The following is a 20971-nucleotide window of genomic DNA, read 5'->3' as shown; positions in this document are numbered from 1 at the left end:
GTTACTCACCATCCTTGCAGACAATGCGAAGCGGCTGCTCGGCATCGGGAGCCAAAGCCTCGCCCGTGTACTTCTCAATCTTGCAGAGCGCGGAATTGTAGCCCGACACGCCCTGACCGTTGGGGGCGGGGCCCGTCAGGCAGTTGTCAGCGCCGGCCACATCGATACCAGTCTCTTCGTCCACGGCCACCCACGCGCCGTGAGGCAGAGCCACCACGCCGGGCATGAGGCCCGCATACACGCAGGCGTTGCGCACGCACTGGCCGTAGGGGCTCGAGACGAGCACCGTGTCGCCGTCGGACACCCCGGCCGCATCGGCGTCGGCAGTGCTGATGAACACCGGGTTCGTCCACGCCTCGCGCAACCAGCCGATATTGTCGAACACCGAGTGAGCACGACGCAGATAGTGGGGGTTCATCACCTGCAGGGGATACTCAGCCCCGGACGCGGAGGCGTCCTCGTAGCCGTTGGTCACCTTCACATAGGTGGGAATGGGGGTCACCGTGTCCCAACCCATGGCCGAGAACGTGTCCGCAAGCGTCTGGCTGTATATCTCCAGCTTACCGGAGGGCGTTTCCAGCGGATTAGCCTCGGGGTCTTCCACGAAGTCCTTGAAAGCAATATAGCCGTAGTTGTCGTCGGGAGTGCGCTTGACCTGATACACGCCGAGCTGCTTGAGCTCCTGATAGGCCAGCTTGCCCTCCTGGGGCTCGCCTTCCACGCCCAGCTCGTCGATGTCTTCCTGGGTGATGCCCACGGCCGGCACATAGGTTTTGCCGTCCTCGTCGCACACCTCCATGGAAGCCAGCTGATTGAAATACTGCTGCTTCACATCGAAGGGGTACACATCAGCGCGCGCGATGCCCAGCTTCTCGGCTAGCTCGCAGGCAATGTCCTGGTCGGACTTTGCCTCGTACAAGGGGTCGATGATCTGCTGATAGGCCACCATCATCTCGCGGTTCGACTTATGGCCGAGCGTGCCGCCGAACAGACCGTCGAAGCGCTCCCACTCGGTGGTGAGGGGCAGGATGATGTCGGCATAGCGGGCGGCCGAGGTAAAGAACTGGGCATGGGCCACCACCATGTCCACCTTGCGATGGGCCTCGATGGCGCGGGCCATGCCCACGTTGGTCTGCAGTTTGTTGCCGCTTGAATGGTAGATGACGTGGATGTCGATATCGCGCTTCTCGGCCGGGTCGTAGTGCTTCGTGCCCGTGAAAGTATAAGTGCCATCGATGACAGCATCCCACACCTCGTTGCCATTGATGTGGTCATCCACGGGGTTCTTGATCTCGGGCAGACCGTCCTTGCCGGCCTTAATGAGAGCCGGCCCGCCATTACCCGAAGTCACATGCATGGTGGAACCCGTCATGTGGCCCGACTTGCCCATGTGGCCGCCCATGGCGCCCACGGTCATGACGAGCTGGGGCAGGTTGTCGGTGTTGTTGACGCGGGCCGAGGCAGCCGACACGAGGAAGCCCACCTTGTGATCCTTGCCCATAGCGCGGGCCAGATTGCGGATGGCCTCGGGCGAGGCACCGCAGATTTCGCTGGCCCATTCCGGCGTTTTCGGCGTGTTGTCGTAGGCGCCCTGCACGTAGTCCTTGAAGTTCGTCTGCTGTTTAGCATCGGACGGCATATGCTCGGCATCGAAGCCCACGGTGCAGCGGTTCAGGAAGTCCCAGTCAATGAGGCCCTCAGCCTCGTCGGCCTCCAGCATGGCGTAGGCCACGCCGAGCAGGAAGGCCATGTCGGTGGCCGGGCGAATGGGAATCCACTCCGCATCCAAGGTGGCCGCCGTCTCGCTGTACATGGGATCAACGACGATGAACTTCGCGCCGGCGGCCTTGGCCTGCCAGTAGTTCCACATTTGGCTGCCCGCAGCGCTCCAGGCCGGGTTCATAGCCATCATGACGATGGTCTCGCAGTTGCGCAGGTCGTAACGGTCGTTGATAGTCTGGTCCTGCATGTTGTCGTGATGGAACCCGATGACGAACGGAGTCTTCGACCAGGAGCCATAGGAGTTGGTGTCCCAGAAGTTCGTGAAGCCGCCGAAGGCGCCCATGGTGCGGGTCATCTCGGGATTCCAACCCTTCAGGAGCAGGATGGAGCGGTTGCCATACTGCTCCTTGGCGCGAGTCAGGCCCTGAGCCACCAGATCGAGCGCCTCGTCCCAGCTCACACGCTCCCACTCGTCCTTGCCGCGCAACTCGCCATTGGGAGCGTCCAAGCTCCAGCCGGCGCGCTTGAGCGGATACTTGATGCGATCCTCGGCGAACACCTGCTTGCGCTGGCTGCGGCCGCGCAGGCACCCGCGCTGCTGCGGATAGTCCGGACTGTCCTCGTGGGTGTCGTCGGTCTTCTGGCGCACGACAACGCCGTCTTGCACAAGCACCTTGTTCAGGCAGCGACCACCGCAGTTGTGCCAGCAGGCCGCCGTCTTCCACTCGCCTGACACGATATCGCGACCGACCGGATGGGCAGCTTCAGCATCTTCACCCGTAGCGGCCAAATCGCTCGTAGCCGGAGCGCAAGCAGTCAGCGAGCTAGCCGCGGCCAAAGCCGTAGCAGCCGTAGTGGCTTTGATAAAGCTGCGGCGAGTCAGATGAGCAGCGTTCCGAGTCGTCGGGTGCGAATCAACGTGGAGCGTCTCTTCATTGCGAGCCATAGGTCCTCCTCTTCTCCCTTACTCAGAAGCACGTTCTCCTCAACGTGTCTACAAGAGTACGAGAACCAGACCCCAATAGCCATTACCGCCATCCGCAATCTTTCTTTCCGAATTATTAATTGCCCCGAGGCCAAGCGTTCTTCGAGCGAGTGCAGATAATCCTCTTTGCCGTAAAAATCTCCGCTGCGGGAGATTATTTCACGAATTTTTCTCCCAAATCAGAATTACCCGTACTCCTCCCCTCCGTAGTTCTAATAGGTCTTTGCAGGGAACCCCTTGCAAACTTAGAGGAACTTAGAAGCTATCATGGAAGAAAATTCTTTCACTCCAAGCGGTAAATCCCGCTGGAAGTCCTTTAATACTCGACCAGGCTGTAGGTGTCGATGGATTGGCGCTGGTGCATGATGCGGTACACCGTATCAGTCTGCCAGCGCCCTGAGGGGCACGACGTAAATGCCCTCTTCCACTTCTCTAGCATACGAGCCAATGCCGGTTATCACACAGAGGAACTCTGGAGGACGCCCCTGCGCTCGTGGGTTTTCTGCAACTTTCTTCCGCAGCCGCCTGAGAGATTTCACCGCATCGGGAACCTTCTCTTCGCTGAGCTTGAACTCGAAGGCGGCCCATCTACCATCCAGGGTCTCTATGACAGCATCGGCCTCTAACCCCGAATCGTCCCGATAGTAGTAAACAGCCGCCGGCATCGAAGGATCCATCGCCTGGGCGTATACCTTGAGATCGCGAATGCAAAGATTCTCGAAAACAAGACCGAAGGTCTGCCCATCCGCGAGGAGGGAATCCGGCGAAAGCAATAGCAGGGCGGCGGCCAACGACGGATCGGCGAAGTAGCGCTTCGGCTTCGTCGCTAGGCGCTTTTTTGAGCGCTTTGGCGGCACCCAGCCCGGCACCTCCTCGACAAGGTAGATCGAGCGAAGAAACTCCAGATACGAGGCGAGCGTCTGCTCGGTTACGAGGGATGATGGATTGTCCTCTCCGCCGTACATATCGCTGATGATGGTCTTGTAGGTTGGAGACTGTCCCAAATTGCGGGCAATCGACAAGCACAACCGACGGGCCACCTCTCCACTCTTGCCATGTTTAGGAGCACTCTTTTCGAAAACAAGACGCAGATATTCTCTTGCAACGAGCTGACCGTTTTCAGCGGAAAGATCGAGGGCTTCGGGCCATCCCCCACGGCAGATCAACTCAGCTAGCTGACGCGTATCGTTTTCAACTTTCGCTGGCTGAAACCGGTGAGCGAATAGACCGCGGAGCGAGACAGAACGTTCAGACTCCCCAGACTCGGCCAAGCTGAAGGGATACATCCTCACAGAGCCAATCCGACCCGCACCACTATGCCTGCTCTGGCCCTCTTGGTCATCGGACGAGATCGGGGTGGACGACCCAGTCAGCAGCCACGCTCCCCTTAACCCCCGCTCGTCATCTATGGCATGACGAACTGCATTCCAAATCGCAGGCGCAAGCTGCCATTCGTCTATAACGTGGGGGCGATCGCCTATGAGCATGAGTTTTGGGTCGGCACGAGCCATGTCCAACTCTTCATCCACATAGCTGACGCTTTGCGCGTGGGCCAAAGCCGTCCACGTCTTTCCGCACCACTTCGTACCAGCCACCTCTACGGCCCCGAAGACCTCGAGATAGCGCTCTATTTGCTCGTCCACAAGACGCGGCAGATATCCATTCTTTACAAGCGTTTTCCGAGGCATGGCCCACGCAACCTTTTCTCTACGAGCGGCTTCTTTGCATCGACCCTATACTATCAAACTATTCATGGTTTTCCGAGTTTTTGATTCATGGTTTTCCGAGTTTTTGATTCATGTTTTTCCGAGTTTGATCGGTTGAGGGTTGATTGAGATCAACTGTTTTCGAATTGTACCTTGGCAACCTATACTGATTCTGGATTGAGTGTTAATACTCAATCAGGCTGTAGGTGTCGATGGATTGGCGCTGATGCATGATGCGGTACACCGTAAGCGTAGTGGCATTGTAACGGTAGTAGATGATGTAGGGGCCCGCAAGCGTCGTGCGGTACTCGTGCTCGAGATGGTCGTCGGTAAAGTGGCCGCCGGCGTCCGGAAAGGTTCGTACGGTTTCCAAAGCCGCATCGATACCCTTTATCGCATCGAGGGCCGCCTGGGGCATTCCCCGCTCGAGGCCGAGGTAAATGGCGATGGACTCCCGATCGAGCTGCGCCCGCGGACGCCATGCAAGATCAAGCATAGTCGAGCCCCCATACCTTGAAGATTTCGGCCATGCGCGCGTCGGATTCCTCCGCTGTGAGCGCCTCCGGGCGGTAGCGCTCTTCAATTTCCGCCTCACGCAAGGCGAGGAACATGCGGTTGCGCTGAGCGGCGGCCTCATAAGCGGCGCAGTCTTCCAGCACATAGGCCGGTACGCCGTTTTTCGTGAGGATGATGGGTTCCTGGCTCTCCGTCGCCTGAGCGCACACGTCATTGAACTGCGTGCGCAAATCAGTGATAGGTCGAATAAGCGGAAGCGCTGCCACAGCGGCTGTCATAAGGCACCTACTTTCATTACCATAATTATGGTATTAATTATAGATGCTTTAATTGACAAATCAAGCAACACGTCTATGAGAACTCTTGCATGTTATTCAGCTAGAGCAAATTATCCGAGGCCCTCTGTTATCCGAAGTTGGCGACGGCGGTGTCAATGGCGGCGAGGTTCATGGCGACGAACTGGGGCTTCACGCGGGCGCGCACCGCATCTTTCAGCTCGTCGACGGTGAGCGGCACACGGCCCTGGGCCACGGCCACGGCGAGCAGCATCATGTTGAGGGACTTGCGGGAGCTCGCACCGGCCTCGCGCACGAGGGCCTCGTCGTCCACGGGGATGAACAGGGGCACCGGGTAGCCTTCCGCGCCATCGGCGCTGGCGTCCTGGTCAGCAGTCACGGTGTTCGGCGCAACGATCGTTTCGGCTGCTTGCTCGTGGGACGCCTCCGCCTGCAGGGAGTTCGCCAAAGCTGCCACAACGTCGCCGGCACGATAAGGCTGGCTCGCCAGGGCCGCCGTCACCGGCTGGATGGCCGTCGTGGCCGTCACCAGCACACCGCCCGGCGCCAGATAGGGCAGCGCGCGGGCCGCCTCGCCCGGCTCCAGAGCGATGACCATGTCGGCCGTACCCGGCGTGATGAGCGGAGAGTACACCGCCTCCCCGTTCGACCCCATGCGCACGTGGCTCGTTACATTGCCGCCGCGCTGGGCCATGCCGATGGTCTCGGCCGTGCGCACCTGCCAGCCCTTGTTCTGCGCCGCCTGGGCCAGCACCTTCGCGGCCAGCACCGTGCCCTGGCCGCCCACGCCCGCAAGCAGAATGTCAATCATCGCACGCCTCCTTCCTCCGACAGCGGCAATCCCGCCAAGGGGCCAGTCGGCCCTTCGGAATGCACGATGCGTTCTGCCACTGACACCCCTTCGGCTGCCCCCAACACCTCACCAGGCGTCTCGTTCGGCTCGCCTGCTATCTCCGTTTCCTGGAAGTCGTTCATCTCATCAGTCAGTACACGAGGGATCGGCCCCGTTTGGAACGGGTCGGGGTTCGGAGCGTAGATGGCCGGCTCGGCCGGAACCGCACCGCCAAAACCCACGGCACCCTGGATGGCGTTAAAGGAGCACACCTGAGTACACAGGCCGCAGCCGTCGCACAGGCTCGTGTCCACGAACGCCTGGCCGCGTCCGCCGGATTTCGGGCCGCGCAGCCCTTCGTCGAAGCCGATGCCGGGGCACCCGATGGAGGTGATGCACTTCTTGCAGCCCGTGCACGTATCGGCGTCGATAGTCACCGGCGCATCGGGCTTCTTCAGCTGGATGCACGGGGCGCGGAAGATGATCGCCGACGGGCCTTCGAAGTCGATGGCCGCGCGGGCCGCCGCCACGGAGCTTTCCAGGCTGTGCGGATTCGCGAACCCGATGTGCTGGATGCCGAGGCCGTGCAGCACTTCCTCAATCACAATGGGACGCCGCCGCTCGCCCATGAGCGTGACGCCCGTGCCGGGGTGCGGCTGGCTGCCGGTCATGGCCGTGGTGGCGTTGTCCAGAATGGCGAAGGTGACGTCGTGGCCGTTGTACACGGCATTGGCGATGCCGGTCATGGCGCTGGCGAAGAACGTGGAGTCGCCCACGAAGGCCACCTGCTTCTTGTGCGGCTCGGCCACCGCGAAGCCCTGAGCCATGGTGATGCCCGCGCCCATGCACAGGCAGGTGTCCACGGCATCAAGTGGCTGGGCGTTGCCGAGCGTGTAGCAGCCGATATCGCCGCACAGCACCGCCTCGCGTCCGCGGAGCGCCTGCTTCGCGGCATAGAAGCTGCCGCGATGGGGACAACCCGCGCACAGCACCGGCGGACGGACCGGCAAGGGGCCGTCGTAGCCGAGGTTGTTGGCGCCGATGATGGACGCCACCAGGGCGGCAAGGGAACCAGCCTGTCCGCACCCGGCGTCGGGGGAGGCCCCGTGCTCAGTCTCGGAAGAGCAGCGCGAGGGCGGCGGTACCTCCTCGCTCGCAGGTTGCACAGCGAACGGAACAGCCCAGTGGGCTGTTCCGCCGAGCGAGCCATTGCTTGAGCACGTGGAGGTGCCGCCGCCCTCGCGCGGAGAGTCAGCAGACGCGCTCGTGCGGTCGAAGAACCTGCCCAGACGACCGGCGATGTTCTCGGTCGTGTTCTCGCCGCGATCGTTAGCCTCGCCGGTCAGCTTGCCGTGCACCCGCAGCGGCAGATGGCGCGCGCCGGTCAGCTTCAGCATTTCCTCTTCCAGCACGGAATCGAGTTCTTCGAAGACGATCACATCGGTCAGCTCCTCGGCGAAGGCCGCCGCCGTCTCGGCCGGGAAAGGGTAGGGCGTGCCTACGGCCATGAAACGGTAGCGGGGCACAGGAATTCCGGCGCGGGAGGCCTGGGCCTCAATAAGCGATAACGCCTCGCGGGCGTAGGCTGCCGATACGCCGCCAGCCACAATGCCCACCGCAGGAGCGGACGCTCCAGCACCTTCGACGCCATTCTGCACGCAAGCGCCCTCACCTTCCCCGCCCCCTTCGAACACTTCGTTGAACCGCGCGAATGCCGGATCGTAAGCGTAGTCCCAGGCAATCTGGGCCAGGCGACGGTTGATCTCGCCGTGGGCCTCAAAGGCGCGCTTGGGGAAGATGACCCACTTCGGATCCTTCTGGAAACCTTCTTCAGGCAGCGGACGACCGTGAGTTTCCTCGGCCACCTCGAAGAACGTGGAAGCATGGTTGATACGCGTCGTGGGACGCACGATGACCGGCGTGTGGTAGCGCTCGGACAGATCGAAGGCGGCCCGCATCATGGCGAAGCCCTGCTCGGGCGTGGCCGGATCGAGCACCGGCACCTTCGCGAAGGCGCCGAACCGACGCGTGTCCTGCTCGGTTTGGGAGGAGATGGGGCCCGGATCGTCGGCCACGAACAGCACGCAGCCGCCGCCCGTGCCCACGTAGTTCAGCGACATGAGCGCATCGGAAGCGACGTTCAGCCCCACCTGCTTGCAGGTGAACAGCACCCGCGCGCCGCAGTAGGACGCGCCGGCCAGCATCTCGAGCGCCGCCTTCTCGTTGGTGGACCATTCCACATGCACGTCCTGGGCCGCGCCCGCCGCGTGCAGCTTCGCCACAGTTTCCACCAGCTCCGACGACGGCGTGCCCGGATAGCCTGCCACCACGTTCACCCCGGCTTCCAGAGCCGCGTGGGCAAACGCCTCATTGCCCATCAAAAGTTTCTTCACCATGTTCGTTCCGCCACTCTCGTCAACCTGTTGGAACAACCTATCCGCTGGCGTCAACCTAACGGACGCTCTTTCTGTCGGTATCAACTTACTGTCTACCCGCCGACTCAATCTACTGGGACAATTTGCCTATCGGCTTTTCGCCAAAAATTGCGGTTGTTAGCATTTTCTGCAGACATTCGAGACGGAAGACCTCGCCTCATGTCCACTTTCTGCCCCGAAATTGAACCATTTGCCCTCATTAGCGTCATTTTCGTCCCTTAGATTTCCCGCGGCTCCACTGCGGATGCTAACAAACGCAATTTTTTGGGAAAAATCGGAGTCCAAACTGCCTGCAACCACGAACAAGGCCGCCTCTGCCACGTAAACCGTCGAGCAAATTGCGTGGCGTAGACCGCACCCATCACAAGACGAGAACGGCTTACGACGCCATCTCTGCCTTCAGGTCGGCCACCTTTTGCAGCATGGTCGCATCGCCCGTGCCCATCATCTGCACGGCCAGAATGGCGGCGTTCTTCGCGCCGTTGATGGCCACGCAGGCCACCGGCACGCCCGAGGGCATCTGCACCATGGACAGCAGCGAGTCCAGGCCGCCCAAATCGCTCGTCTTCATGGGCACGGCGATGACCGGCAGCGGCGTGAAGGCGGCCACCACGCCGCCCAGATGCGCGGCCTTGCCGGCGGCGGCGATGATCACCTTGATGCCGCGATCGTGGGCCGTTTCGGCCCACTCGTGCACTACGGCCGGCTTGCGGTGGGCGCTCGCTACCTTCACCTCGTAGGGCACGCCCATGGCGTCCAACTGGGCCATGCACGGCTCCATGGCCGGCATGTCCGATTCCGACCCCATGATAATACCCACGACCGGCGTTGCCTCTGCCATATCCGCGTCCTTTCCCTCGGTGCTTGTTGTGCGGCTACGTTCTATCGCCTTGTGCTCTGTCGCCGTTATTATAGCCGCACGCCCCTGCAGGCAAACAGACTGGAGATTCCGTTTTCAGCCAACGGCCTCCTCCTGTTCAAGAGATTTAACGGAGAATAACGGAACTTAACGGAGATTAACGGAACATCATGGTCATAGAAGGATAGATATCCCGACAAAGCCGTTGCGGTTCGTTGACGGTTAGGGCGGCGAAGAGAAGAAGCCGCTGGACCTATCGCAAAATGAATGGCAATTGATCGAGCGACATGGAAACACCGTTGCCGCTGCTTCGAAAGGGAGGCCACCGTGAGCCAGGAAACGTACCACCAGCACGAGACGCAGAAGGAAAAGCACGTCGAAGACCATATCGGTGACGAGATTCGCAAAGTAAAGGAACAAGAGGAGCGCGAAGCCCACGGCTTCCACGAAGCTATCGGCGACGAGATCGCTCACGAGAAGAAGGCCGAGCGTCGCCAGCAGAACGAAACCGACGCCGCCCTCACCGAGACCGCCGACACCATCCTGCGCGGGGAATAGGCCGACCCCGCCTGACCAACGCAGCGTCCTCTTCTCCGAGCCATGGCCCTGACGAAAACGCGGCATTTCCCAAAAAAACTTCTTGCACCGGTGGCGTAAGTCGGGTAAGATAGTCAACGCTCTTTTGGCAAGGCCGAAAAAGCACCTGCGGGCGTGGCGGAATTGGCAGACGCGTACGGTTCAGGTCCGTATGGGGGCAACCCCATGGAGGTTCAAGTCCTCTCGCCCGCACCATTTGAAACGAACGCCCTCTTCGGAGGGCGTTTTACTTTCCGCCACCTCCACTCAGCAGAAAGGGTCAACGAGAAGGATGGGCTATGTCTGCCGATAGCTTCGACGACTTCCCCTATGAGACCGACACCCATGCCTCCGATGCAGAGGCGCGGCGGCACTACTGGGCTGTGGCCATCGGGCTGCAGGCGGTGGACGGGCTGGAAGTATCTCCCTACCTGCACGACCTGGCCCGCAGCTACGAACAGGGCCAGTACACCTTGCAGGAGACAGGCGAGCTCATCCGCGCCTATCACACGGGGGAAGCGGACGGGCGGCAGGCCACGGCCGAGGCCGATCTGGTCAGCCAGCGCATCGCCGAGATGCTGGAGGCCGGCAGCTTCGTCTTCGCCCCCGACATGCTCTCCCTTATCCACCGCGCGCTGTTCCAAGATCTCGATGCCGAGACCTATCGACCGGGCCAGTTCAAAACCGAGCGACTCGTAAAGCAGGAGGATATTCTCAACGGCGACAGCGTGCTGTACGCCGACCCGGCCATGATCCAGACGTCGCTGGACTACCTGTTCCGCGAGGAAGGCCGCCAGTCTTACGGAACGACGCTCTCCGAGGCCGATGTCGCGCGGCTCGCGCAGTTCATCGCGTTTCTCTGGCAGGTGCACCCCTTCGTCGAGGGCAACACCCGCACCGTGGCTGTGTTCTCGGAACTGTACCTCGGCTCGCTCGGCTTCACCGTGGGCAACGAGCCCTTCCAAAAGCACGCGCGTTACTACCGCGACGCCCTGGTGCGGGCCAACTACCGCAACAACGAGGCCGGTATCTTGCCCGAGCGAAAACCGCTGGAGGCATTTTACGAGAATCTGCTGCTAGGCGCCGAGCACGCCCTTAATCGCGAGGCCCTTCTCTGCCCCGAGCTCTTCGACAATCCCCAGCTTCTCAAGCACATCGACCCCTCAAGGGCGCTGAGAAGATAGCCACAGTCCCGCAAGGTGTTTCTGACCTGCGCGTAACAAACGCGGCAGGCGGCCTGCGCCGCGGGGAAACGGACGCACAATGGAACCGATGCGCAGCCCGTGCCGGCTCTTCGGCGCGGATCTGCGCACGACGCGCAATCTTTCGCCGTTGGGAGGTTCCTTATGAGCGGGAAGTCCAAGACCTTGCCCACCATCGTCGTCGCGAGCGCCGGCATTGCCGCCGGTGCCGCCGTGGCCTTCACGGGGTTTCTGCTGAAGCGCCGCGCGGTGCGCACCACGTGCAAGCCGTTCTACGCCGAGGCCACGCGCCGCTTCAAGATTCCCGGCATCAGCGAGGGCTTCGTGCCCCAGGACCTGTTCTACCTGTCCGATGAGCAAACCTGGCTCTTCAGCGGCTACCTGGCGAACCGCCGGCCCTCCCCCATCTACCAGGTGGGCGCCGACGGTACGGTGCGCCGCCACGAGGTGCGCCTGCCCGAGGGCTCGCTGTACCGCGGTCACGGCGCCGCCGTGACAGCTGCCGGGCCCTTCGTGTTCCTCACCGTGCGCGACGGGTTCATCGCGCTGGATCGCGCCGAGCTAGCCAAGGCGGCCGACGGCGACGTGCTGCAGGCAACCGGGCACCGCGCCGTGCCGCTTATGCCCGCCTTCATGACCGTGCAGAAGGACATGCTCTACATCGGCGAGTTCTCCCATCGGCTGTTCTACCCCACACCGAAGAGCCACTGGCTGCGCTGCCCCTCCGGCGAGACGAACCCGGCTCTCCTGCTTGCCTACGCCCCGCACGACGGCGGCCCCTTCGGCTTCGGCGAGCATCCCTCGGCGGTGTACTCCATTCCCGGCAACGTGCAGGGCATGTGCGTCACGCCCGAGGGGAACATCGTCCTCAGCCTGGCGTGGGGGTTCGGCGACGCCGAGGTGCGCATCTACGACCCGGCCCAGGCCAAGCGCGGCGGCAGCTATCTCGTGGAAGGGCACAAGGCGCCGCTGTACTTCCTGGACGAGGCCACGCGGGTGGAGACGCTTACCGTGCCGCCCATGGCCGAGGGCATCGACGACGTGAACGGCGAGGTGTACCTGGCCAACGAGGCGGCGAGCAACCTCTACCTGCTCGGCAAGTTCTATGGCGGCCAGTACGTGTACTCGTTCCCGACGAGGGAATAGCTGCGCCGTCCCGCCACCCTTTGCTTTCGGCAGGCCCGGCGAGAGCCAATGTTTCCGCGGGAAAACGGCTTGCGTGAGAAGTGATGACAGCTTGCAGGCACGAGCGGCCGCGCGGAAGACGCCTCCTATACTAAAGTCGATATTTTTGCTCAGAAATAATCGATGGAGCCGAGGATCGGAGACCGTCATGACCGCTTCAAAGAAACGAACTGTCCGCGTTGTCGCCCTGTGGATACTGGCGCTGTGCCTCGTTATCCCCCTCGGGGCGTGCGCCTACCAGCAGGGAAGCAGCGCCATCCAGGCCCTGGCCTCGACGGCTTCCGACACGAACGCGGAAGCTGCCGAGACCAGCGATGCCGCAGCGGAAGACAACGCCGCCCCCGCGGCCGATACATCTGATGAAAGCTCAGCGGCCGAGAACACTGAAGGCTCCACCAGCACCGACGCAACAGCGGCCGAGGCGACACCAGCAGAAGGCAACGCCTCTCCCGACGCCCATGAAAGCAACGAGAAGGCTGCTGAGGGGGCACCGACCACGGCGACGATCATGTACTACGAAAACGTCAATTACGACGACGGCGATACCGAGCCCGACGAGAACGGCCGGGTGTTGCTGGGTTCCTACGAGCTCACCGACGTACACGTCGGGCAAACGATCAACGCATGGGATTACGTAGTCGACATCCCCGGGTATTTCTTCTGGGACGGTTGGCCGCAGAATCTCACGTTGACTGAGAACCCTTCCGATAACGTCATCAACCTCTTCTACTTCAAGCTGTGGAACAACGAGTACACCGTGAACTACTACCTCATGGAAAACGCCGACCTGACCGCCGACAACTGGAAGGACGCGCTGGCGCCCGATGACGTGAAGTTCGTTAAGATGGGATCGGAGACCTTCACCAACCAGCGCTTCGACCAACTCGTCAAGGGGGATGCCTACGAGTACAAGATTGACGGCACCTATGTGGTGGACACCTATCCTTCCGAGATACATGTGGGCGTAAATCCCGACGACAACGTCATCAATGTGCTCTATGTGCCCGATTCCGCGAACCTGCCCGACGATATTGAGATTCCCAGCGACACGACGCAGCCCGGCGATGGGGCGCAGCCGGGCGATGGGACGCAGCCGGGCGATGGGGCGCAGCCGGGCGATGGGGCGCAGCCCGACGATAGCGAAAACGGCGACGATTCCGCCGACCAACCCGCCGATGACTCCGACGCCGACAAGCCAGCGGACGATTCCAGCGCCAGCAAGCCCGCCGATACGCCGAGCGCTGACGGAAGCACCGCACCGAGCATGCCGAGCGACACCACTTTCGATAAGGACGAGATCGAAGACGCCCTGCCTGACGATGTGAAGGACGAGATCGTGAAGGACTTCATCGAATCGGGCGACGCTCAAGACAAGACGGAAATCACCGACGAAATGATCGAGAACCCCGTGAGCAAGTCCGACGCCGACTACGTGAAGAATGTCTACGAGACCGGCTTGAAGGAGGGCGAACGGCTGGCCCAAACGGGGGATCTCGTCCCCTTTGCCATCATCGCAAGCCTCGCCCTGGGAGCAGCGGCAGCCGGCGCCATCGCCTTCGCCATGAACCGCCGCGCCCGGCGCTGAGCCCGCCACGCTGCCCGAAACAGGAAATTACCGCGCAACGGGCCCCTCCCCCTTTTTGCGAAACTTGCGAAACTCTGCGAAACTTGCGAAACTCTGCGAAAGATGCGAAAGGCTTGGGGGCTACACCAGAAGTGTTCGCGTGCCTGGTTACTCCCCCTTTGAGGTGAGGTGCCAGCCATTGCAATAGGGGCAGTGGTAGACGTGCAGGGGCGGGGCGCCGTGTTCGGCGCACTCGGCGGCGGTGAGTTCGGCCTCGTAGCGGCTGGCATAGCGGTTCTTGCGCTCGCAGGCCTTGTGGCGAAGGGCCGCGGCGCGCTCCTCGTCATGGCGCTGGCTGCGCGCGTTCTCGCTGGCGAACAGGTCGTCCATGCCGCCGAGAGATGCGGCGAACTCCGCTTTCTGCTTCTGCCACGCCGACCGCTTCTTGCTGCCCACGGACGCCTCCTTTTCCGCAACACCTTCTCACGGCACGGACACTGCAAACCATGCTATAACCCAACCTAGAACTAGCACAATCGTAGAATATCCTGCCATGCTTATCGCAATGCTAACAGATCATATTTTCCTGTCGATCTGACAGTCGTCTACCGTACCATAAGAGCCAGAAAAAAGAGCATGATCGCAGCCCTCTATCATGAAGGAGAGAACTCATGGAGCGCGCCTTTTCCCTTTCCGTCTCCGTCCCAACACCATTCCGAATCCCGCATAGGGTACTGGCCCTTATCGGCGTCATCACATTCATTCTTGCCTGCTGCTTGGCCGGCTGTACCTCGAATGCCGCCGATAGCGACAGCTCTGCCACCGACGGCAACGCCACCGGCGAAAAGACCCTCCGCGTGGCTATGGAACTGGCCTACCCGCCCTTCGAAACGAAGGACGACGCCGGCAACCCCGAGGGGCTGGCCGTCGACTTCATCCGCGACTTCGGAGCTGCCTACGGCTACGACGTGCAGATAGAGAACACCGCTTGGGACGGGCTTATCCCGTCGCTGCAGTCGGACAAGGCCGATCTGGTCATCAGCTCCATGACCATCACCGACGAGCGCAAGCAGTCCGTGGACTTCTCCGACGCCTACGCCATGGCCCAGCTGGCCATTCTGGCGAACGCGGATTCCGGCGTGGCCTCCATCGATGACTTGAACCAGCCGGGCAAGAAGGTGGCCGTGAAGACCGGCTCCACCGGGGACGTGTACGCCACGAAGAACCTGACCAACGCTGAAATCGTGCGCCTGGCCGACGAGAGCGCGTGCGTGACTGAAGTAGTGCAGGGCAAGGCCGACGGCTTCCTCTACGACCAGCTGACCATCTACCGCAACCACGAGGCGAACCCCGACACCACCGAGGCCGTGTTCATCCCCTTCCAAGACGCCGAGGAATGGGGCATCGCTGTGAAGAAGGGCAACACCGAGCTCTTGGACCAGCTGAACGCCTTCATCGCGCAGTCGAAAACCGACGGCGAGTTCGATCGCCTCACCGAGAAGTACCTCGCGGACGAAAAGAAGGCCTTCGACCAGTACGGTTTCAAATGGTTCTTCGATTTCGAGTAATCTAGTCTCATGAAACGCCTCACCGCCATCACTCGTCCCTTCACCGCCGCCGCAGGTGCGCCCGTGCGCCCGGCGAAGGCGGCCCTGAACTACCTGGCCGTGTGCGTGGCCGTGATCGCCGTGGTGTGGGCATCGCTGGCCGCAGCGGGCATCTCGCTGAACTTCGATTTCGTGGCTCAGTACCGCGTGCGCATCTGGGACGGCTTCTGCATGACCGTGGGCATTTCAGCGGCATCCCTCGTGCTGAGCCTTGTGCTCGGCGTGCTCGTGGCCGCGGGCCAAGGCGCGCGCTTCCTGCCACTGCGCTACCTGTGCGACTTCTACGTGAAAATCATCCGCGGCACGCCGCTCATCGTGCAGGTGTACTTCTTCTACTACATCATCGGCACAGCCTGGGGCATTGACAACCGCGTGCTCGCCGGCATCATCATCCTGTCGCTGTTCTCCGGCGCCTACATCGCCGAAATCGTGCGCGGCAGCCTGCTGTCGCTGGACGCGGGGCAGATGGAAGCGGCCCGGGCCGTCGGCTTCACCCGCGCCCAAACCTTGCGCTACGTGGTGGCGCCGCAGCTGGTGGCGCGCACGCTGCCGGCACTTACGGGGCAGGTGGCCTCCATTATCAAGGACTCGTCGCTGCTGTCAGTCATCGCCGTCATCGAGCTGACCCAGACCATGCGCGAGATCACCGCCACGAACTACAACTTCTTCGGCGGGTTTCTGCTGCTCGGCGCATTGTATCTGGTGCTCACGCTGCCCATCATGGCGGTAAGCCGCCACTTCGAGAAGAGGCTCGACTATGCGCATTAGAACCGACACCGCCGCTCGCCTCTTATCCCATAGATGCTTTCTCGGCACAGCCGCGCACCGCATGTTGAGTGAGAGCACGCGCCCCCTCCCCTTCCCGGAGGTCGACTATGCGCATTAGCTTGGACCACCTGTGCAAATCTTTCGACGGCGTGGAAGTCCTGCGCGACATCACCTTCGACGAAGAGGTGTCGGCGCTCGCCATCATCGGCCCCTCCGGCGGTGGGAAGTCCACCCTGCTGCGCATCATCGGCGGCCTGGAGACACCCACGTCCGGCGCCATGGCGGTGGATGGCTCCCCCGTCTCCTTCGACGAGACTTCCCTGCGCGCCTACCGCGCTACCCTGGGGTTCGTCTTCCAAGATGGCGGCCTGTTCCACCACATGACCGCTTTGGAGAACGTGGCCCTCCCCTTGCAGGTGGTTCATGGCGCGAGCTCCGATGAGGCTGATGACCGCGCTCGCGAACTGCTCGCGCGCCTCGGTTTGGAAGACTCGCTAGCAAAGCGCCCGGCCCAGCTGTCCGGCGGCCAAAAGCAGCGCGTCGCCATCGCCCGTGCGCTCGCCGCCCGCCCGCGCCTTCTTCTGCTGGACGAGCCCACAAGCGCCCTAGACCCAGAGTTCACCACCGAAGTGCTCGACGTCGTGCGCGACCTCGCCGAAGCCGGCACGCGCTTCATCATCGTCACCCACGAGATGGGCTTCGCCCGCCACGCCTGCGACCACGTCGCTTTCCTCTACGGCGGCCGCCTTCTGGAGTACGGCGATGCCGCCCGCGTTTTCGACCACCCCGAAACCCCCGAGCTCACCCGCTTCCTCAGCCGCCTTTTGGAATGGAGCATGTGAGGAGAGGGGGTTACGCCCTCCACAGCTCGTTGTCGCGCACGGCGTTCATGAACCAGGCTCCATGTTTAGCCACGTCGCCCACCCATGAGAGAACGCCGGCACTCCAGCGAGCGAGGGCAACGAACTCGACGGTGTTGTCCAGAATCGTCGCCTCGTCGCATAGGTCGAGAGCGCGCGACAGGTTCCCCAGGGACGCTCGGTAGCGACGTAGCACCGCCCCCTCGTCGATATCATGACCGCCTACGGCCACCCGATGGGCAATGCGGTCGAGGGCCACTGCGGCCGTATCGACGCCGATGTAGTACAGCACCACCCGGTATCCAGCCTCCCGCGCCCGGCTCATATTGCGAAGCACCGCGTGACCCGTCAGCGTCGTTTCCTGGTTGAAGCTGCGCCGGCGAGAGAGGCACTCTTCTATGAGGCGGACCGCCTCACGCCCGGCACGCAGCTGATCGGCGCTGGAGGCCGGATCACCGCCCTGGGCCACGACGATCTCGTCGGAGTTCACACGCGTCATGGTGCGCGGCATGTCCTCCGTGCGCCAAAGACCCGTGCGATAGAACGTCGATTTCCCCGCCCCGTTCACGCCGGCGAAGACCACGTACACGGGCTGCATCAGAACACGCCCTCCTTCACCAGCTCCCGCTGGCGCTGCTGCAGAAAGAAGTCGAACACGGCCATATAGAAGGAAGCCTCTTCCTGGCACCGCGCCGCCTTCATCATCTCAGTTGGGGGGAGGTGCCCAAACGCGTGCCGACATGCGTCGTACAGATCGTGCGCGCAAGCAACGGCTTCTGCGCGAGCCGCGGCCGCCGATCCCTGCGAGTGCTCCCCAAGTGCGTCGGCCACACCCACGCGCGGCCTCCCCGCGCGAGGGGAGGCCATCAGCCTTTGCAGCACGTCCTCTTCCCGAATCATCCACTCGCGGCCGTTCTTCGCTGCAGGAAGACGTCCCTCCTTGATAAGCGCTCGCACCCGAGACGGACTCACCCCTAACTGTCGAGCACTTTCCCCAACTGACAACATGGCATCCTCCTTCAAACTAATCATTGCGTTAACACAATGATATCACAAGGAGAAACCATTCTTTTACTCAGGCATCACGGGCGCCCGCCGCAGAGGCCGCGCGCCTCCACCTTGCAGGAAACGGCCTACTCCAGGCCCATCTCCTTTTTCAGGCGGGCCAGATCGTCATCCACGGCGGCTTCGGCGCCAGCGGCAGCGTACTTCTTCGCCAAGTCCTCGGTGGGGTCGGCCGGCTGCTCGGACAGCTCGGCCACGGCATTGGCGCGGTCGAGCATCTCGTCGGCCTTGGCCTCCATGCGGTCAAAGGCACTGCGAGCACCCTCGGCACGGTCGCCAGCCGAGGTCATCTCGTTCACCTTGGACTGAGTTTTCGCCACGGCGGCCTTCGCCTTGATGGTAGCCTTCCGCGCGTTCAATTCCTCGATGTCGGCTACCAGCTTGTCGTGCATCTGGCGCATCTTGTCGGCGTTGGCCTTCGCGCCCTCGTAGGCCACGGTCAGCCCCTCGGCGCGCCCGGCCAGCTCTTGCTTCTTCGCAAGGAACACGCGAGCGTCGGCCTCATTGCCAGCGGCGAGCGCCTTGCGGGCCAGCTCCTCGTACTTCGTCATCTCGGCCATGTTCTCATCAACGAGCTTCTTGCAGCGCTTCTCCTCGGCCATGACGCCGGCGGTGGCTTCGCGCACCTCGGCGAGCGACTCGGTCATCTCGCGCAGGTACTGGTCGACCATCTTCTCGGGGTCTTCGGCCTTGTCCAAAAGCTCGTTGATATTCGCCTTCACGATGGAGGTGAAGCGATCGAGGATTCCCATGTCAGTCTCCTATCTGGCCCGAAGGCCGGGTTGAATACCGCTGCGTCGCCTAAGGCCGCGGCTTCGTCGGCTGCACCGGCGGCGCGTCCGAAGCGCCTGCCTGCGCGTACTTCTTTTCCAAATCCGCCAGCTCGGCGTCGGCGAGCGACTCCAGCGGCGTGTTCAGAATCTCCTGCATGCGCTCTGCCTCGCGCTGCTGCGCCAGACGGCGGTTGCGCACGATGAGGAACACGACGACGGCCACTATTATCACCGCCGCGCACACCGCGATGATCGGCAGCGGCGAAGGCGTCACCGTCATGATACGGTCGGCCGTGTCGGCAAAGGCGTCGGAGAAGATCTCCTCTTCCGTGAGGCTCATGTCGTCGTAGTTCTGGCTGAGGTAGGCTTTGAAGATGTTGATGGCCTCGTCGTCGAGCACCGATCCCGTCATCGCGCCGGCCCAGTAGGCGGCGTTGAACCGCCCGTTGCCGTCGTCGCAGAACACGAGCACGAAATGGGCCTGATCGGTGAACAGCTCGTCATACTTCTCCTGAGCGATGGACTGCAGCTCCTGGTAGGAGCGCACCGACCCGTTCGGCAGGATGTACACGTAGGGCTGCACGCCCGTTTCCTCGTAGAAGTGGCGCAAGCCGCGTTCGAGCTTCGCCGGGTCGTGGATCCAGTCGCCGTCCTCGTCGGTGAAGTAGCCGGTCTCGTTCACGGATCCAGCAGGAAGGGCCGTGCGCTCCACCGTGGATGCGGGCACATTCGCGCCCGTGCAGCTGCCGCCGCCGAGAGCCACCACCAGCAGCAGCACGAGCAGCACGGCCGCAACGATGACGAACACGGTGCCGCATCCGCTGTTGGAGGACTTGCCCTGAGAGGAGCCGGGTTGCGGGCCATTGCCGCCGGGGCCGTCGCCCGATCCGGGCTGCTGCGGGCCGCTCGGCTGCGGGGACATTTGCGGCGGCACCGAGCCGCCACCGCCACCTCGGCTCGAGCCCATCAGGCCGCCAAGGAAGCCTCCCCAGAAGCTGCCGCCCCCGAAGCCTCCCCCATAGTAGCCGCCGCCGTGATAGCCCCCGCCGAAACCAGAGCCACCGTGGCCGGCCGAGCGGCCGCCCGACCCCGAGCCGCCAGAGAATCCGCCGCCGAAACCGCCGCCGCTACTTCCAAAGCCGCCGCCGAAGCCGCCGCCTCCCGAGAAGCCGCCGCCTCCGCCCGATCGTCCCATGACCGCGAGCCTATTTCACGATGAGCACGGGCACGTTGGTCTTGTGCAGAACCGAGTAGCACACGCTGCCGAGCATGCCGCGCACGGCGCCAAGGCCGCGGTGGCCCATAACGATGCAGTCGTAGCCGCCCTCGTCGGCGTAAGCGGTGATGGAGTCGTGCGGCGAGCCGTTCACCACGGCGATGCCAATGCCCTCGGCGTCGCCCACCAGAGGCGCGATGTTATCGGCAATGGCGTCCATATCGGCCTTGATGGCCTCGTTCTCCACTTCGGAGATCACGTCCATGTCCATGGTGTCGCCCATGACGCCGGACATGCGCGAGGCAATTTTGAAGGTCTCGGCGTTGAAGTCGTGCCAGTCGACCACCGACAGCACGGTGATCTGGGCACCGGGCACGCCGGCCGCCAGGTCGAGCGCCGCGGCCAGCGCGTTCTTCGCCGGGTCGGACTTGTCGTAGGGAACGAGAATCTTCTTGTACATGGGGGCCTCCTTACCCTCGCGGCACCTCAAGCGACGACGCCTACGAACCGCAGCTCGGCAACCGAAAGCAGCTCGCATGCTCTAGCATCGCCGGATAATGCTTACCCTGCGGCTCATCCTAATGAGCCACTGCCATTTTACCACGGGCCTTTTCCGTTCCCCCGCCGCCGCCCACCTGTAGACGCGACGTTACGCATCCCTACCGCGGTTCCAACTGCACTCGCCAACTTCAACGGCTATCGGTTAATGCTTTAGCAGCAAAGGACGAAACGGAGGAAGTTGAGTTAATTTCGACTCTCATTTTTAACTCAATTCTCTCTCGCACCTTCCGATTCGGTTAAATT

The 20971-nt window shown here is 62.4% G+C and carries 20 protein-coding genes and 1 tRNA gene; 8 read left to right on the top strand and 13 right to left on the bottom strand.

Annotation, left to right across the window (positions count from 1 at the left end; genetic code table 11):
* Position 1 precedes the first annotated feature (1 nt).
* From GO707_RS02195 to purE, 7 genes are all read right to left on the bottom strand, one after another.
* A complete protein-coding gene (locus GO707_RS02195; protein ID WP_114548466.1) occupies positions 2-2668 on the bottom strand; it encodes a molybdopterin-dependent oxidoreductase in 2667 nt (888 codons plus the stop codon).
* A gap of 419 nt (positions 2669-3087) precedes the next feature.
* Entirely contained in the window at positions 3088-4395 is a 1308-nt protein-coding gene (locus GO707_RS02190) for an ATP-binding protein (RefSeq protein WP_022741614.1), read from the bottom strand.
* Between the two features lie 202 nt (positions 4396-4597).
* Complete coding sequence (locus GO707_RS02185) at positions 4598-4909, bottom strand: type II toxin-antitoxin system RelE/ParE family toxin (protein WP_114538936.1); 312 nt, start codon at positions 4907-4909, stop codon at positions 4598-4600.
* Positions 4902-5207, bottom strand: a complete 306-nt coding sequence (locus tag GO707_RS02180) for a type II toxin-antitoxin system prevent-host-death family antitoxin (protein ID WP_022741620.1) — start codon at positions 5205-5207, stop codon at positions 4902-4904. Before GO707_RS02180 ends, GO707_RS02185 begins: the two co-directional genes overlap by 8 nt.
* 127 nt (positions 5208-5334) lie before the next feature.
* Entirely contained in the window at positions 5335-6036 is a 702-nt protein-coding gene (locus tag GO707_RS02175; RefSeq protein ID WP_157011877.1) for an indolepyruvate oxidoreductase subunit beta, read from the bottom strand.
* Positions 6033-8453: a thiamine pyrophosphate-dependent enzyme gene (locus tag GO707_RS02170; RefSeq protein WP_157011875.1), complete on the bottom strand. Its 2421-nt coding sequence runs from the start codon at positions 8451-8453 to the stop codon at positions 6033-6035. The genes GO707_RS02175 and GO707_RS02170 overlap by 4 nt, the downstream gene beginning before the upstream one ends.
* Positions 8454-8871: 418 nt before the next feature.
* Positions 8872-9333, bottom strand: coding sequence for a 5-(carboxyamino)imidazole ribonucleotide mutase (gene purE / locus GO707_RS02165; protein ID WP_114538933.1), 462 nt, complete (start codon positions 9331-9333; stop codon positions 8872-8874).
* A gap of 345 nt (positions 9334-9678) precedes the next feature.
* Between purE and GO707_RS02160 the strand changes: the two genes are divergently transcribed.
* The 5 genes from GO707_RS02160 to GO707_RS02140 all read left to right on the top strand — a co-directional run bounded on the left by GO707_RS02160 (position 9679) and on the right by GO707_RS02140 (position 13899).
* A complete protein-coding gene (locus GO707_RS02160; protein ID WP_157011873.1) occupies positions 9679-9909 on the top strand; it encodes a hypothetical protein in 231 nt (76 codons plus the stop codon).
* Positions 9910-10056: 147 nt separating this feature from the next.
* Positions 10057-10143, top strand: a tRNA-Leu gene (locus tag GO707_RS02155).
* Positions 10144-10226: 83 nt separating this feature from the next.
* Complete coding sequence (locus GO707_RS02150) at positions 10227-11111, top strand: Fic family protein (RefSeq protein ID WP_114538931.1); 885 nt, start codon at positions 10227-10229, stop codon at positions 11109-11111.
* 162 nt (positions 11112-11273) lie between these two features.
* Positions 11274-12275 carry a hypothetical protein gene (locus GO707_RS02145; RefSeq protein ID WP_114538930.1) on the top strand — a complete coding sequence of 334 codons (1002 nt, stop codon included), beginning with the start codon at positions 11274-11276 and terminating at the stop codon, positions 12273-12275.
* Positions 12276-12462: 187 nt separating this feature from the next.
* Positions 12463-13899, top strand: a complete 1437-nt coding sequence (locus tag GO707_RS02140; protein ID WP_114538929.1) for a hypothetical protein — start codon at positions 12463-12465, stop codon at positions 13897-13899.
* A gap of 147 nt (positions 13900-14046) precedes the next feature.
* Here GO707_RS02140 and GO707_RS02135 read toward each other — a convergent pair whose 3' ends face one another.
* Positions 14047-14334, bottom strand: coding sequence for a hypothetical protein (locus tag GO707_RS02135; protein ID WP_114538928.1), 288 nt, complete (start codon positions 14332-14334; stop codon positions 14047-14049).
* 215 nt (positions 14335-14549) lie between these two features.
* Here GO707_RS02135 and GO707_RS02130 point away from each other — a divergent pair, with 215 nt between their 5' ends.
* From GO707_RS02130 to GO707_RS02120, 3 genes are all read left to right on the top strand, one after another.
* Positions 14550-15446, top strand: coding sequence for a transporter substrate-binding domain-containing protein (locus tag GO707_RS02130; RefSeq protein ID WP_114538927.1), 897 nt, complete (start codon positions 14550-14552; stop codon positions 15444-15446).
* 9 nt (positions 15447-15455) lie between these two features.
* Positions 15456-16253, top strand: a complete 798-nt coding sequence (locus GO707_RS02125) for an amino acid ABC transporter permease (protein WP_114538926.1) — start codon at positions 15456-15458, stop codon at positions 16251-16253.
* A 107-nt stretch (positions 16254-16360) separates the two neighbouring features.
* Positions 16361-17095 (top strand): amino acid ABC transporter ATP-binding protein, encoded by a 735-nt coding sequence (locus GO707_RS02120; RefSeq protein WP_114538925.1) that lies wholly within the window; start codon positions 16361-16363, stop codon positions 17093-17095.
* Between the two features lie 10 nt (positions 17096-17105).
* Here the strand turns inward: GO707_RS02120 and GO707_RS02115 are convergent, their stop codons facing one another.
* From GO707_RS02115 to GO707_RS02095, 5 genes are all read right to left on the bottom strand, one after another.
* Positions 17106-17711, bottom strand: a complete 606-nt coding sequence (locus tag GO707_RS02115) for an AAA family ATPase (protein ID WP_157011871.1) — start codon at positions 17709-17711, stop codon at positions 17106-17108.
* The gene (locus GO707_RS02110; protein WP_114539006.1) at positions 17711-18121 is read right to left on the bottom strand and encodes a helix-turn-helix domain-containing protein; all 411 of its coding nucleotides are present in this window, start codon (positions 18119-18121) and stop codon (positions 17711-17713) included. The genes GO707_RS02115 and GO707_RS02110 overlap by 1 nt, the downstream gene beginning before the upstream one ends.
* Before the next feature lie 125 nt (positions 18122-18246).
* On the bottom strand, positions 18247-18930 hold the full coding sequence (locus tag GO707_RS02105) for a PspA/IM30 family protein (protein ID WP_157011869.1): 684 nt from the start codon (positions 18928-18930) through the stop codon (positions 18247-18249).
* Between the two features lie 49 nt (positions 18931-18979).
* Positions 18980-20146 carry a hypothetical protein gene (locus GO707_RS12545; RefSeq protein ID WP_157011867.1) on the bottom strand — a complete coding sequence of 389 codons (1167 nt, stop codon included), beginning with the start codon at positions 20144-20146 and terminating at the stop codon, positions 18980-18982.
* Between the two features lie 10 nt (positions 20147-20156).
* Positions 20157-20627, bottom strand: a complete 471-nt coding sequence (locus tag GO707_RS02095; RefSeq protein WP_198160982.1) for a universal stress protein — start codon at positions 20625-20627, stop codon at positions 20157-20159.
* Positions 20628-20971: the final 344 nt, after the last annotated feature.

The organism is Adlercreutzia rubneri (genome assembly GCF_009755265.1).
In the GTDB taxonomy this organism is placed as follows: domain Bacteria; phylum Actinomycetota; class Coriobacteriia; order Coriobacteriales; family Eggerthellaceae; genus Adlercreutzia; species Adlercreutzia rubneri.
Note: the sequence above shows the minus strand (reverse complement) of the source record. Positions and strands in the feature narration are given on the sequence as shown.